Source organism: Nitrospirillum viridazoti CBAmc, assembly GCF_000730165.1.
Lineage (GTDB): Bacteria > Pseudomonadota > Alphaproteobacteria > Azospirillales > Azospirillaceae > Nitrospirillum > Nitrospirillum viridazoti.
The window spans coordinates 2774631-2788770 of sequence record NZ_CP022110.1; the positions used below are offsets into that span (position 1 = coordinate 2774631).

The 14140-nt window shown below is 68.4% G+C and carries 15 protein-coding genes; 7 read left to right on the plus strand and 8 right to left on the minus strand.

The genetic code is table 11. The annotated features are described in order from the left end of the window. Window positions 1-54: 54 nt before the first annotated feature. From Y958_RS12805 to ccmA, 4 genes are all read right to left on the minus strand, one after another. Window positions 55-540 (minus strand): GNAT family N-acetyltransferase, encoded by a 486-nt coding sequence (locus tag Y958_RS12805; RefSeq protein ID WP_186291186.1) that lies wholly within the window; start codon window positions 538-540, stop codon window positions 55-57. 13 nt (window positions 541-553) lie between these two features. After that, window positions 554-835 (minus strand): type II toxin-antitoxin system TacA family antitoxin, encoded by a 282-nt coding sequence (locus Y958_RS12810; RefSeq protein ID WP_211098497.1) that lies wholly within the window; start codon window positions 833-835, stop codon window positions 554-556. Between the two features lie 69 nt (window positions 836-904). After that, the gene (ccmB, locus tag Y958_RS12815; protein WP_088872276.1) at window positions 905-1561 is read right to left on the minus strand and encodes a heme exporter protein CcmB; all 657 of its coding nucleotides are present in this window, start codon (window positions 1559-1561) and stop codon (window positions 905-907) included. Then, window positions 1561-2220, minus strand: coding sequence for a heme ABC exporter ATP-binding protein CcmA (ccmA, locus tag Y958_RS12820; protein WP_088872277.1), 660 nt, complete (start codon window positions 2218-2220; stop codon window positions 1561-1563). The genes ccmB and ccmA overlap by 1 nt, the downstream gene beginning before the upstream one ends. Window positions 2221-3163: 943 nt before the next feature. Between ccmA and Y958_RS12825 the strand changes: the two genes are divergently transcribed. Further along, window positions 3164-4294, plus strand: coding sequence for a type III PLP-dependent enzyme (locus Y958_RS12825; protein WP_088872278.1), 1131 nt, complete (start codon window positions 3164-3166; stop codon window positions 4292-4294). 120 nt (window positions 4295-4414) lie between these two features. Here Y958_RS12825 and Y958_RS12830 read toward each other — a convergent pair whose 3' ends face one another. Then, on the minus strand, window positions 4415-6832 hold the full coding sequence (locus tag Y958_RS12830) for an ATP-binding protein (protein WP_186291187.1): 2418 nt from the start codon (window positions 6830-6832) through the stop codon (window positions 4415-4417). 304 nt (window positions 6833-7136) lie between these two features. On the opposite strand from Y958_RS12830, the gene Y958_RS12835 reads away from it, so the two are divergent. Beyond that, entirely contained in the window at window positions 7137-8228 is a 1092-nt protein-coding gene (locus tag Y958_RS12835; protein WP_244909296.1) for a hypothetical protein, read from the plus strand. A 2-nt stretch (window positions 8229-8230) separates the two neighbouring features. Here the strand turns inward: Y958_RS12835 and Y958_RS12840 are convergent, their stop codons facing one another. Continuing rightward, the gene (locus Y958_RS12840) at window positions 8231-8896 is read right to left on the minus strand and encodes an exopolysaccharide biosynthesis protein (RefSeq protein WP_088872280.1); all 666 of its coding nucleotides are present in this window, start codon (window positions 8894-8896) and stop codon (window positions 8231-8233) included. Between the two features lie 93 nt (window positions 8897-8989). Beyond that, on the minus strand, window positions 8990-9508 hold the full coding sequence (locus Y958_RS12845; protein ID WP_211098498.1) for an isoprenylcysteine carboxyl methyltransferase family protein: 519 nt from the start codon (window positions 9506-9508) through the stop codon (window positions 8990-8992). A 136-nt stretch (window positions 9509-9644) separates the two neighbouring features. Between Y958_RS12845 and Y958_RS12850 the strand changes: the two genes are divergently transcribed. The 5 genes from Y958_RS12850 (at window position 9645) to Y958_RS12870 (ending at window position 13537) form a co-directional block, all read left to right on the plus strand. After that, a complete protein-coding gene (locus Y958_RS12850; RefSeq protein WP_088872282.1) occupies window positions 9645-10574 on the plus strand; it encodes a LysR family transcriptional regulator in 930 nt (309 codons plus the stop codon). A 149-nt stretch (window positions 10575-10723) separates the two neighbouring features. Further along, window positions 10724-11437 carry an SDR family NAD(P)-dependent oxidoreductase gene (locus tag Y958_RS12855; protein ID WP_088872283.1) on the plus strand — a complete coding sequence of 238 codons (714 nt, stop codon included), beginning with the start codon at window positions 10724-10726 and terminating at the stop codon, window positions 11435-11437. 37 nt (window positions 11438-11474) lie between these two features. Beyond that, window positions 11475-11708 (plus strand): tautomerase family protein, encoded by a 234-nt coding sequence (locus tag Y958_RS12860; protein WP_088872284.1) that lies wholly within the window; start codon window positions 11475-11477, stop codon window positions 11706-11708. 102 nt (window positions 11709-11810) lie between these two features. Next, entirely contained in the window at window positions 11811-12896 is a 1086-nt protein-coding gene (locus Y958_RS12865; RefSeq protein ID WP_088872285.1) for an NAD(P)H-dependent flavin oxidoreductase, read from the plus strand. Window positions 12897-13120: 224 nt separating this feature from the next. Further along, a complete protein-coding gene (locus Y958_RS12870; RefSeq protein WP_088872286.1) occupies window positions 13121-13537 on the plus strand; it encodes an organic hydroperoxide resistance protein in 417 nt (138 codons plus the stop codon). A gap of 159 nt (window positions 13538-13696) precedes the next feature. Here Y958_RS12870 and Y958_RS12875 read toward each other — a convergent pair whose 3' ends face one another. Continuing rightward, complete coding sequence (locus tag Y958_RS12875; RefSeq protein WP_145960796.1) at window positions 13697-14020, minus strand: cupredoxin domain-containing protein; 324 nt, start codon at window positions 14018-14020, stop codon at window positions 13697-13699. Window positions 14021-14140 lie beyond the last annotated feature (120 nt).

Below are 14140 nucleotides of genomic sequence, written 5' to 3' on the forward strand. Positions count from 1 at the left end.
ACTGTAAATTGATATGGATCAGGCCCAATGGTGTAGGGGGCGAATGATCGCCCCTTAGTTACCTTGGGCCTTGAGCGACAGCACGAGCGTCAGCGGATGGTTGGGCGTGCCCACGAAGCCGTAGCGCTCATAAAACGCCTTAGCCGCATCCGAGATCGCGTGGACGAGCAGACCGCGTATCCCCAGGATCGATGCGGCCTGCGAGCTGCGCAGCACTGCGTCCTGCAACAACGCGGTACCCAGGCCTCTGCCCTGCCAGGTCCGATCGATGGCCAGCCGGCCGAGTACGGCCATGGGAATAGGATCGGGCATGTTGCGCCGGATAGCGCCAGGCGCGTCAGATATGTCCAGCGCCCCGGACGCGAGGCAGTAATAGCCGACCACCCGCCGGCCTTCGGCCACGACATAGGTGCGGGAAGCGCCATTGACCTGATTGGCGCGGGCGCGCCGCCGCAGCCAATGGTCCAGCGTGTCATGGCCGCTTTGGAATTGGTCGAGGTCGTGCGTTTCGCCCAGCGGTGTTGGCGCTGTCAGCGTCACGTAAGCTCCGCCATCATACTTCCCAAGGCTTGGGTGCCTTCATCAGGCGCTCAAACCCTTCACCGCCGGGTGGCTGGTCTAGAAGGGCGAGATAGTGCCGATAGCTATCGACATCGACCCGCACCAGCGCCTGGTCCAGCAGCGTGTCTTCAGCGGCGCGATAGGCCGCCTCGATCATGAAGTCCGACCGGGTTTTGCCGCGCAAGCCGGCCGCACGATCTATCACCCGCCGAACATCCTCGCGGATGCGCAGGTTCACGGGCTTCGCATGGGTTCCCACGGATGGCTTGGTCATGATGGCCCTCTCTATTGGGGCCATCATAACACGCCCAAATACACAATGTGTATCTGACTTCAGCCTTGCTCACTCATGTGCCGCCCGCAGCGCCGCCGCGATGGCAAGCGGGGCCAGAACCAGCGCGCCGCACAGCATGCCGCCCAGCAGCAGCAGGTGCGGCCGGGGGGACAGGCCGGACAGGCCGGCGTCCAGGCCGGCGGCGGCGAAGATCAGCACGGGGATGTAGAGCGGCAGCACCAGCAGGGGCAGCAGCACGCCGCTGCGCCGGGCGCCCAGGGTCAGGGCGGCCCCCACGGCGCCGATGAGGCTGAGCAGCGGCGTCGCCAGGGCCAGCGTGCCCACCAGCAGGCCCAGTTGGTCCACCGGCATGCGCAGCAGCAGGGCCAGCAGGGGCGCCACGATCATCAGGGGCACGCCCGTCACCAGCCAGTGGGCCGCCACCTTGGCGATGGCCACCCCCTCCGCCGGCAGGGGCGAGAGCAGCAGCAGTTCCAGGCTGCCATCCTCGAAATCACCCTGGAACAGCCGCTCCATCGACAAGAGCGCCGCCAGCAGGGCCGCGATCAGCAGCACGCCGGGGGCGATGCGGGTCAGCACGTTGGGCTCCGGCCCCACGCCGAAGGGGAATAGCACCACGCACAGCACGAAGAACATCAGGGCGGCGGTGGCGTCGCTGCCCTGGCGCAGCACCAGGCGTAGGTCACGCAGGATGAGGCGCAGCATCAGGCGGCGTCCTCCGCCTCAGCTTCATCATCCTCAAGGGGTGCGAAGGCGGCCAAGTCCAGGATATCGCCGTCCGGAGTCGCGAGGTCGATATGGGTGGACAGCACGACCCGCCCGCCGCCGGCCCGATGGCGGGCGATGGCGCCCTCCAGCAGCGCGACCGAGGCACGGTCCAGGCCCACGGTGGGCTCGTCTAGCAGCCAAAGGGGGGCGGGTGCCGCCACCAGGCGGGCGAGCGACAGGCGTCGGCGCTGGCCGGCGGACAGGAAACGGCCCGGCACATCGGCGATCGTGTCGATGGCGAAGGCGGCCAAGGCCGCATCCACCCCGCCGCCGCCGCGCAGGCCGGCCCAAAAGGCCAGCATCTCGCGGCAGGTGAAGCTGGCCTTCACCGCGTCCAGGTGGCCGACATAATGCAGGCGGGCCCGGTGGGCCTCCGGATCCTGGCCCAAGGCCACGCCGTCCCAGGCGATGGTGCCGCGCAAGGGCTTCAGCAAGCCGGCCATCAGGCGCAGCAGCGTCGACTTGCCGCTGCCGTTGGGTCCCACCAGGGTCAGGCAGCCACCGGCCGCCAGCTGGAAGTCCAGGTCCTGGAACACCAGGCGCCCACCGCGCAAGCACAGCAGGTCGCGGCCGGTAAAAAGCTGAGGTGCGGTCATGGGCCCTGGGCGCCGGAGTCGAAGGGGTCCCGACTATAGGCCGCAGGCGGCGGCGGCACAAAGCGCTGGATCAATTGCCCAATTCAACGGCGCCCGGAAGCAATCGCGTGAGACGTCCACACCATTGCAGTGCAAGCCCAGCGGGCGGATGCCCGCGCCCGGCATCTGAGGGAACCGATTAAAAGAAAACGGCCACCGCGGGGGGCAGGTGCGGTGGCCGTTTGGTAGACCAGCCGGGGCAGGCTGGAGAGGACACCTCCGGTAGGCCGGTCGGGGGAGACCGGGCGGGAGTGCTTCCGACCCCGGCAGGGGATCATGTCGCGTCGTCCTCTATGCGCATAAGGCCAGCGCGACATGGCCAATTTGGGCCGCAAAAGTGGCGAAATTGAGATTTGTGCCCAGGACGGCACCCAGGCTGGAACCCGCAGGGCGCCAAGCGGAATTAGAGGTCAAAGCCATGCGGTGCGGGATATTCGGCCATGAAGTCGCAGGGGCGACGTTCACCAAAAAAAATCGCTGTGCAACCCCGGCTTTCCATCTTATATAGCGCTCAGTCGCAGCGCACGTGCCTATGGCCCCGGGCGGAATGGTTCCACCCGAGGGTTATGCAACGACGTAACGCGTATCCTCGTCCGTCCCTTAAGCAAGGCGGCGAATTGGAGGCTACGATGGTTGATGTTGTTGTCGGTGGGCATGCGCCCGCCTTTCCTCGATCCCCCGCCCCCACTCTGATGCAGAGTCGGATGGGCCATGATCAGGCGGTCTGCAGTCAGACCGGGCCGGTGGTTTGCGCGCTTCTGGCGCCGCCTGGGCATATCTCCAGTATCTGACCCGTTCGGGCCGGCCGCTTTATTGGCACGCTTGAACGGACCCGGGCCATTGCCCGGTTAAGCCCCCATTCCCGATCCATCCCCTGATATGCCTTTTGGCCTCGGAGTCATCGATGACCGAGAAGATCGCTCGTTTTTTCGCTGAGAACACGCCCGCCACGCCCTGCCTGGTGGTCGACCTGGACGTCGTCGCCAACAACTACGCCAACCTGCACGACGCCCTGCCCGAGGCCCGGATCTTCTACGCCGTGAAGGCCAACCCGGCGCCGGAAATCCTGAAGCTGCTGGTCGAGCGGGGGTCCTGCTTCGACACCGCCAGCATCCCGGAAATCCAGTACTGCCTGACCGCCGGCGCCACGGCCGACCGCATCAGCTTCGGCAACACCATCAAGAAGGCGTCGGACATCGCCCGGGCCCACGCCCTGGGCATCAGCCTGTTCGCCTTCGACAGCATGGAAGAGCTGGAGAAGATCGCGGAGCATGCCCCCGGCGCCCGCGTCTTCTGCCGCATCCTGACCTCGGGCGAGGGTGCCGACTGGCCCCTGTCGCGCAAGTTCGGCTGCGAGCCTGAGATGGCGACGGAGCTGCTGCTGGCCGCCGCCACCATGAACGTCGTGCCCTACGGCGTGTCCTTCCACGTCGGCTCGCAGCAGCGCGACCTGACCCAGTGGGACAAGGCCCTGGCCCAGACCGCTGAGATCTTCCATGCGTTGGAAGACAAGGGCGTGATGCTGCGCATGGTGAACCTGGGCGGCGGCTTCGCCACCCGCTACCTGAAGGACATCCCCAGCGAGGGCGAGTATGGCAACGCCATCGAGGCCTCGTTGCGCAAGCACTTCGGCAACCGCCTGCCCGAGACGATCATCGAGCCGGGCCGCAGCATGGTGGGCAACGCCGGCGTGATCCGGTCGGAAGTGGTGCTGATCTCGCGCAAGTCGCACCGTGACGAGCGCCGCTGGGTCTATCTGGACATCGGCAAGTTCGGCGGCTTGGCCGAAACCATGGACGAGGCCATCAAGTACAAGATCCAGACGCCCCATGATGGCGGCGCTGCTGAGCCCGTCATCCTGGCCGGCCCCACCTGCGACAGCGCCGACGTGCTGTACGAGAAGACGGAGTATCGCCTGCCGGTGGACCTGCGCATCGGCGACAAGGTCGACATCCTGGCGACCGGCGCCTACACCACCACCTACTCGGCGGTGAACTTCAACGGCTTCTCGCCGCTGGCGTCCTACTACATCTAAGGTTTTTCCAAACCTGGTCCGTCGCGGAAGCGACGGGGGAAAGGCCCGGAAGCCCTGCGCTTTCGGGCCTTTTCGTTTGACCTTCCCTCGATCATCAGGCGCCGGCGGCCACGTAATTCTTTACGCGCCCTTGTCCCCCAACGCCGCCGCCATCACGCCGGGGGGCAAGCTGGGACGGCCGTCCTCGCCGGCACCGCCGGTCAGCAGGCGCTGGCTGGGCAGGATGAGGGAGACGGTGGTGCCCTGGCCCAGTTGCGAGGCGATGTCCAGCCGGCCGCCGTGCAGTTCGGCCATCCCCTTGGACAGCGACAGGCCCAACCCCGTGCCTTGCGTCGTGCGGGCGTAGACGTTGTCGATCTGCTGGAAGGGAACGAAGACCTTGGACAGGTCTTCCGCCGCGATGCCGATGCCGGTGTCGGTAACGGCGATGACCAACTGGGCCTCGGGATTGATGGTGGCGGTCAGCGATACGGTGCCGCCCGGGTCCGTGAACTTCACGGCGTTGGACAGAAGGTTCAGCAGGATCTGCTTGATCTTCACGTCGTCGGCCAACAGCGGGGGCAGGCCGGGCGCCATGGCCACCACCAGGTCAATGCGCTTTTCCATGGCGCGGGCGCGGGCGATGCGCTCACACCCCGCCACCAGGGCGCCCACATCGCACACCCGTTCCCGCAATTCGACCTTGCCCGCCTCCATCTTCGAAACATCCAGGATGTCGTTGATGATGGCCAGCAGGTGGCGGCCGCTGGCCACGATGTCACCGGCATAGCCGGTGTTGGTCGCCTGGTCGGGCACGCGGCGCAGGTCGTTCTCCAGCACCTCGGCGAATCCGATGATGGCGTTCAGCGGCGTGCGCAGCTCATGGCTCATGTTGGCCAGGAACTCGGTCTTGGTACGGTTGCCCAGCTCGGCGGCGGCCTTGGCCCGCTCCACCTCTTCCGCCGCCCGCTCCGCCGATATGGCAACGGTGGCCAGCCGGCTGGCCCGGCGCGCCAGGTCCAGCATCCAGCCCTCGGGCGAGCGCGGGGTGCGGAAATAGACGGCGAAGGCGCCCAGGGGATGACCGTCACCGGCCAGGATAGGCAGGGACCAGCAGGCGGCCAGGCCGGCCTCCGCCGCGGCCTGCCGGAACTCCCGCCACAGCGGGTCGCTGGCGATGTCGGTGACGATCACCGGCTCGCCCCGGTGGATGGCCGTGCCGCAGGACCCCACGGACGCCCCCACCTCCGTCCCGTCGACGGCACGCACGAAGGCCGGCGGCAGGCTGGGGGCGGCGCCGGTCTGGATGTGGCGCCGTTCGGCATCCACCAGCACGATGGAGCAAAGCCCGCCCTCCAGCTCCGCCTCCATGCCGGAGCAGAGGGCCGACAGCACGGCCGACAGGGCCGCGCGCCCGGCGGTCATGCCCAACACCTTGCGTTCCACCGTCAGCAGCCGCTCCGCCCGTTCCCGGCGCTGGGTCTCCCGTTCGATGCGGCGGGCGTGGGACCAATAGAGGGCCAGCGCCGAATGCAGTTCCGCCACCAGGGGGTCGCGCCCCAGGCGGGGCAGCAGCGCCGGCGCCTGGGCCACCTGCCCCTCCGCCAGGTCCCGCATCAGCCGGGCGGTGCGCGACACGGCAAGGAACACGCCCTGGCGCAAGGTTCCCAGGATGGCCAGCGTCAACAGGGCCGCCAAGGTCAGCGGCGCGCCGGCCTTGACCGCCGCCCAGCCGGCAGCGGGAACGGGCACCGCCGCCCAGCGGTCCAGCGCCCCGCCGGCCACGGCACCGATGCCGGTGAGCGCCGCCACCACCTCCTCCGGCGCCCGCCGGCCATTCAAGGCGGCGGTGAAACGCGCCATGGCCACGGCCAAGCCATCGTCGGGCCGAGAAGGGGCGGGCCAGTCCAACAGCGGGGCGGTCGTGGCGGCGGGTGGCTGGGTCAGCGCGTCCGCCCACGCCAGGTCGGCGTCGCGGCGGGCCGCCAGCGCGTCGCCGGCCAGGACGGCGTCGGCGCTGGGCAGGCTGCGGGCAGCGATGGCCACGACCCCACGCGCCAAACGGCCTTCCGCCGTGGCCAGCGCCTTTTCCCCCGCCAGCCAGTTGCGCAGCAGGGGCAGGTCACGGTCGCCGCCGGCCTGATGCAGCATCTGGTCCACCGCGCGGCGCGGCCCCGCCAGTTCCTGGCGTATCCCGGCCAGGCGCTGGCGTGCGTTATCCAGCGCGGCATTGGCGGGCAGCGCCTCCAGCGCCGCGTCCAATGCCTGGTCCGCCTGCCGCCGTTTTTCCGCCAGATCATCCGCGCTAGGGGTTGCTGCAGGGGGGGGGACGGCGGGGGGCGCGGGCAAAGTCCCCGGCGCCCGCAAGGCCAGGTATGACGCGGTCCACTGCGCCGACTGGACATCCAGCGCACCCGCCAGCCCACGCGCGGCCAGCACCAGGGCGTGGCCGTCCTGCGCGTCGCGCGCCTGGACCCAGGCCGTCCGCATGTCCACGACCGCCAGCCCCAGTTGCAGGGCCGCCAGGCCGGCAAGGGCGCCCATCACCGACTGGCGCATAGCACCGACCCGGCCCATCTGTTCACAAAGCAGCTCATTGGAGAAATGATCCCAAGGCCCACACCTTGTACCTGTGGCCCACTGTATGCGAGGCCGAGGCCCCCGCGCAAATATCCAGGGGGGTGGGGTACCATCCCAAGTCCGGGGGTGGGTGCAACACAGGGCGGGCATGTCCGGCGCCGCCCAAATCCTTGTGCGGGCACCCTTGACCACACCCCGCGTCGTCTATACCTGACGCAGGGTCGAGGCGGCCGACCCAGGGCGCCGTTACCGCTACACCGCTGCCCTCCCGGATCCCGCCCCGTTGACGTCTTCACCCGCCCCTTCCGACAGCGAGGCCGCCGCCGAGGAATTCCCGCCCACGATCTCGCCGGCGGGCGACGATGGCCCGTTCGCCGACGATGACCGCGACGCGCTGCACATCCTGCCGCTGGGCATGATCCCGGTACAGACGCCGGGCCTGAAGCGGGCGCGGCTGATCAAGAACGCGCGGCTGGAGACGGTGGTGGAGGTGTTCCAGGACCGGTCGGCCGGCAGCGGCCAGGTGAACCCGGAACACCTGGCCACCATGTACCCCTCGCACGCCAAGGAAATGCGCACCGACATGGCGCAGATCCACCGGCTGACCCAACTGAACAGCTATGACGTCTACAGCCTGCGCATCGAGCTGCGCCGCCTGGGCATCCCGGTGGAGGACGTCAACTACCTGCGCCTGTCCGCCGGCAAGCGGCTGGAGCTGACCACCTATATGCGCGACTTCACCCTGCCCCTGATCCAGCAGGTCTACGGGTCGGAACAGCGCCCCATCAACGACATCGCCGACCTGTTCCAGCTGCTGGCCAACCCCGACCGGGAAGAGGCGCTGCGCAACCTGACCCTGTTGTCGCAGAAGCTGAACATCCAGCTGCAGGACATCCCCAACTTCCTGGAGGAATACGGCGACGTCTTCCTGTCGCTGGCCTATTTCCGCAGCTGCCTGGACGGTCTGGTGCCGGAAGTGCAGCGCTTCATGGCCTGGGTGAACGAGGCGACCAAGAGCGAGATGATCACCCGCGATCGTCTGCTGATGAAGATGATCAGCGACGTCATGCGCATGCTGACGGGCATCACCACCTCCATCACCGGGCGCTTCGAAGCCTTTGACCGGCGCAGCAAGGATTTCTGGCACGACATCAACGCCGACAGCTTCCGCTCCGTCCGCGCCCAATTGTCCGCCCACCATGTCACCATCGGCGGCGTGCTGTGCGGCCTGGCGGTCAAGATGGCCCTGTGGAAGGCCCGCTTCCCCCACGGCGGCGGCGGCCCGATGAAGCGGGTGGAATTCGTGCGGTCGGAAATTCTGCCCGGCCTGGACCATATCAGCCGGATCGAGAAGTCGGCCGCCGGCACCGCCTGAGCTCACATCCCCAGCGTATGTTCCAGCAGGAACAGCCCGCTTTTCAGCAGGGCGACCAGCACGCCCCAGACGACGGCCACGGATGTCACCGCCGTGCCCAGGCCCAGCAGCACCCACACCCCGTCCCGTTCCAGCACCCCCAGGGCCACCAGGCTGATGGCCACGGCCGGCAGCATGTTGCCGAGCGGTATGGGCAGGAACAGGATCAGCGCCAGCAGGAAGCAGACCAGCCCCACCGCGTGTTCCACCGGTGGGCGGGCCAGCACGCCCAGGCGGGGCTTCAGCATGCGTTCCGCCTTGGCCAGCCAGGGCGCCACCTTGGCCATCATGGCGGCGAAGTCCTTGCGCGCCAGCGACCGGCTGGAGATGAAGCGGGGTAGCCAAGGCTTGCGCCCCAAGGCCAGCTGCGCCGTCAGGAACACCAGCGGCAGGCCCAGTACGGCGGAGGTGCCGGGCGGCATGGGCAGGGCGTTGGGCAGGGCGAAGACGAAGATCAGCGCCCCCACCGCGCGGTCGCTGAGCGCCGTCAGCAGGTCGCCGATGGCCACCCGCTCCCTGGTCTCATCCGCCGCCAGGGCCTGCAGGATATCGGAAACCTTGTGGGGCCGGGGGGCGTCGGCGGCGTGGATGTTGGCCGCATGGGTATTGGGAGCATCGCCCACGGTCATGCTGTTCCTCTGATCCCATCCCAATGGCCTTGCGCCCATGGAGGTGGGGTCGACGCGTCCCTGGGTCCAGCGATTTTTCCCCGGCGCACCGGATCAGTAGGCGGCGAAGGTCTCGCGCATGGCCCGTTCCTCCTGCCGGATGCGGATGGTCAGGGGAACCAGATAGACGACCAGGCCGGCGACCAGGGTGCAGTAGGCATGCAGCGTCAGGGCGAATCCCACCAGTTCCGGCAGGATGTTCAGGAAATAGTTCGGATGCCGCACCAGGCGGAACAGCGGGTGGGTCACGAGGTGGTGGTCGCGGGCGATCAGCAACTTCACCGTCCACAGCCGGCCCAGCAGCCGAACAACCACCAGCAGCATGGCGGCACCGAACAGGTAGATGGCGAAGCCGAAGCCGCTGACGGCATCGATGGGCGCGGCGCGCACCAGCCCCTCCACCGTCGCCGACAGGTAGAAGGCGATGTGGGCGATGGTCAGCGCCAGGGTGTTGCGGGCGCCGTGCTCCACAGCACCGGCGGCGCGCAGTGCCTTTTCATGCCGGATGGAGACGGCCAGCATGGCGAAGCGGTAGGCGAAGGCCAGGACGATGAACAGGATCAGGGTGGTCACGGCGGCACGGGGCTCCCAAGGGACGAAAGCGTCGGGCGCATCAATAGCATAAGCGCCCCGGACGATGCCCCATTCCAACCGTTGCGTTCCGGCCCTATCGTGGGAGCCAACCCCACCCGCCTGCCAGAGCTTGCCCATGGACCGTATCGACGCGATGAGGGTGTTCGTGGCCGCCGTGGATGAGGGCAGCCTGGCCGGCGCCGCCCGCCGCATGCGCCGCTCGGCCGCGGCCGTCAGCCGGGCCATCGCCTTCCTGGAAGGGCACGTGGGCACGGCCCTGCTGCACCGGACCACGCGGTCCCTGCACCTGAGCGAGGCGGGGGAGCGGTATGCCGCCGCCTGCCGCCGCGTGCTGGCCGAACTGGACGAAGCCGACATGCTGGCCGCCGGCGAACGCTCGGCCCCGCGCGGCCTGCTGACCGTCACCGCCCCGGTGGCGGCGGGGGAGAATGTGCTGGGCCCCATCCTGGCGGGCTTCATGGACGCCTATCCCGAGGTGTCCGTCCGCCTGAACATGATCGACCACCCGGTCAGCCTGATCGATGAGGGTATGGACCTGGCCCTACGCATCTCCCACCTGGCGGACTCGGCGCTGGTCGCCACCCGGGTGGGGGAGGTGCGCCGGGTGGTGGCGGCCTCGCCCAGCTACCTGGAAAGCCATCCGGCCATCGAACAGCCGTCGGACCTGGCCCGCCATGCCATCGTGGCCATGACCCATTTCGGGCTGGAGACATGGAGCTTCCCGCCGGCGCCCGGGTCGGCCGTGCCCCGCACCGTCAGCTTCACCCCCCGCCTGGTGGTCAACACCATCCGCGCGGCGGCCACGGCGGCGGTGGAAGGGCGGGGCGTGACCCGCCTGTTCTCCTACCACATCGCGGCGGAGCTGGCGGCCGGCAGCCTGAAAGTCATCCTGGATCGGGATGAGCATGAACCGGTGCCGGTGCACCTGATCGCGCCGCCGGGGCGCCTGTCCGTGCCCAAGGTGCGCGCCTTCGTCGATTATGCCGTGCCGCGCCTGCGGGCCCATTTCGCCCAGCTGTGCCCGCCGCCTCTCAAGTCCCTTTAAACACGGCACTCTTCCGCGCGGCGCACGAATGTCTGCCGCCGGCCGGGCGTTCACCCGCAACCAGGCGGGGCGCATCTTTCGGGTCATCCACAGGGCAACGTCGTCGACAGAGACGATCGCCCGCCACCGATCCCGAAGGAGTTCCCGTCATGAGCACCACTGGAAAAGTCGCCATCGTCACCGGCGCCTCGCAGGGCATCGGCGCCGCCACCGTCGCCGGCCTCATCGCCCAGGGCTACCGTGTCGTCGCCACCTCGCGCACCATCCAGCCCTCGCAGAATCCGAACGTGGCCACCGTGGCCGGCGACATCGGCAGCCATGAAACGGCGGAACGCGTGGTCGCCACGGCGCTGGAGCGCTTCGGCCGCATCGACAGCCTGGTCAACAACGCCGGCATCTTCATCGCCAAGCCCTACACCGACTACACGGACGAGGACTACGCCCGCGTCCTGTCCACCAACCTGAACGGTTTCCACCACATCACCCGGCTGGTCATCGCCCAGCTGCTGAAGCAAGGCAATGGCGGCCATGTGGTGCAGGTCACCACCAGCCTGGTGGACCACGCCAATTCCGGCGTCCCCTCGGTCCTGGCCTCGCTGACCAAGGGCGGGCTGAACGCGGCCACCAAGTCGCTGGCCATCGAGTTCGCCAGCCGGGGCGTCCGCGTCAACGCCGTCTCCCCCGGCATCATCAAGACCCCGATGCACGACCCGTCTACCCACGAGTGGCTGGGCAAGCAGCATCCGGTGGGCCGCATGGGAGAGATGGCCGACATCGTGAACGCCATCCTCTACCTGGATAACGCCCCCTTCGTGACGGGCGAGATCCTGCACGTCGACGGCGGCCAGAGCGCTGGTCACTAATCCCGAACACCGAATACTCAAAGGTGGGAGAGCCGTCATGCCTGTCGTCACCATCCAGATCACCCGCGAAGGCACCACGCCCGGCGCCGACGCCACCACGGCGGAACAGAAGGCCGCCCTGATCAAGGGCGCCAGCGAGCTGATGCTGCAGGTCCTGGGCAAGCCGCTGGACAGCACCTTCGTGGTCATCGAGGAGGTGCCGCTGGAAAACTGGGGTTGGGGCGGCCTGCCGGTGCCGGAGTACCGCCGGAGCAAGGCGGCCATCGCCTGATCCCATGACCTGACGGCACGACCGGGAATGCCAAATGAGGCATTCTCGGTATATCTTTTCCCCCGACCGCTTTTCCTCAGCCGTTCCGGATAGGAGACATCCATGTCCACCCCCGCCGCCGCAGGCCGCCTGCTGGACCTGCTGAAGATCGACATCCCCCTCATCCAGGCCCCGATGGCCGGCGTCTCCACCCCCGTCATGGCGGCGGCGGTGTCGGGGGCGGGTGCCTTGGGGTCCCTGGGCCTGGGCGCCAGCACGCCCGACCAGGCCCGCGCCATGATCCGCGCGGTGCGGGAGCGGAGCAGCCGCCCCTTCGGCGTCAACCTGTTCGTCCACCAGCCGGCCCGGCGCGACGCCGCACGCGAGGCCGCCTGGATCGAGCATCTGCGACCGCTGTTCGACCGCTTCGGCGCCAGCCCGCCGGCCGAACTGCGCGAGATCTACCCCACCTTCCGCACCGATGACGCCATGCTGGCCATGCTGCTGGAGGAACGGCCGGCCGTGGTCAGCTTTCATTTCGGCCTGCCGGACGCCGGCCGCATCCGCGCCCTGCGCGCCGCCGGCATCACCTTGGTCGCCAGCGCCACCAGCCTGGATGAGGCGCGCCAGGCGGTGGCGGCCGGCATGGACGCGGTGGTGGCCCAGGGCTATGAGGCCGGCGGCCATCGCGGCGTGTTCGATCCGGACGCCCCGGACGACCGGCTGGGCACCCTGGCCCTCACCCGCCTGCTGGCGCGCGACTTGGCCGTGCCGGTCATCGCCGCCGGCGGCATCATGGACGGCGCCGGCATCGCCGCCGTCCTGGCCCTGGGTGCCGGCGCGGCGCAGTTGGGTACCGCCTTCGTCGGCGCCGACGAATCGGCGGCCGACGCCGGCTATCGCGCCGCGTTGAAGGGCGCGGCGGCTCACCACACCACCATGACCCGCGCCATTTCCGGCCGGCCGGCGCGCAGCCTGGCCAACGCCTTCACGCGCCTCGGCGAACGCCTGCCGCCGGACGCGGTGCCGGCCTATCCGGTGACCTACAACGCCGGCAAGGCCCTGAACGCCGCCGCCAAGGCCGCCGGCGACACCGGCTATGGCGCGCAATGGGCCGGCCAGGGTGCCCCGCTGGCCCGCTTCCTGCCAGCGGCGCAGATCGTCGCCGAACTGGCGGCAGAATTGGCCTACGCCCGCCGCCACGGCTGAAGCCCCGCCCCCGCCGCCCTTACGCCTCCGATCAACGCCCCGTCAGACCGGGCCAAGGCTCGCATCCGAGGGGGCTTTCTTTTCCAAGGAAAAATCGTACGCGATCTAATCGGATATGTTGACAACGGGCGCCGCCCGAGCCATCTTCCGATCGTCCGATTAGATCGGACACGATTTAAATATCCTCCCCGCTTTTCACCCCCATCCCTGAAGGAATCCAGACCATGAGCCAGATCGACACCGTCCTGTACACCGGCAAGACCCATACCCAGGGCGGCCGCAACGGCCATGCCCGCAGCAGCGACGGCCAGTTGGACGTCACCCTGTCGCCCCCGGGTTCCGGCCGCCCCGGCACCAACCCGGAACAGCTGTTCGCCGCCGGCTGGTCCGCCTGCTTCATCGGCGCCATGAACCGCGCCGCCCAGCTGCTGAAGATCAGCCTGCCGGGCGAGACCGCCGTGGATGCGGAGGTCGACCTGGGCAAGGGCGGCGACGCCTTCTTCCTGCAGGCCCGCCTGACCATCAGCCTGCCCGGCCTGGACCGCGCCGTGGCGAACCAAGTGATCGAGCAAGCCCACCAGCTCTGCCCTTACTCCAAGGCCACCCGCGGCAACATCGACGTAGAATTGCAGCTGGCGTGAGGCTCGACCGCACCAAAGGAAAACGCCCCGGGATGCGCATCCCGGGGCGGTTGGAGTGGGCCGGTGTGGCCAATGTCCGCCCCCTTCGCCGTGCGCATTCGTTCCAGGACCGTCAGGTTAGTCAGTCCAGTTCCCGCTGAGCCGCCATCCGCAGCGGGCTCAATACCGCCCCGGAGCCTGTCCCGGGATGTCTTTGACGACATCAATGGTCATGGTCATTTGCGGATGGAAATCGCACATCACGTCAATATGCCCCGCCTCAGCGAAATCCTGTGTCCTCTCCTGTCCCTGGCGTTGGATATCAAGGCTCCAGGTCCGTCCGGCAGCGCGCAAGGTAAGCCGGTGCGGCATGCCATCCTCATTTCGGAACACGACAGTATCGCCCTGAACAATTTGCAGATGGGTGGGCGCCAAGGCCCGGTCCTTCTCGATCACCACGATGGTGGCGGCCTGACCCTGGCCAGCGACAAACACGGTGGTCATGCCAGCGGCCATGACCAAGGCGAAGAAGGCTTTGTGACTCGGCATAATGCATCCCGGGTTAATTGTTGCGGCCCTGACCGGACCACATGGAAGCTTTACCGACGACGGGCAGCTTCGGAT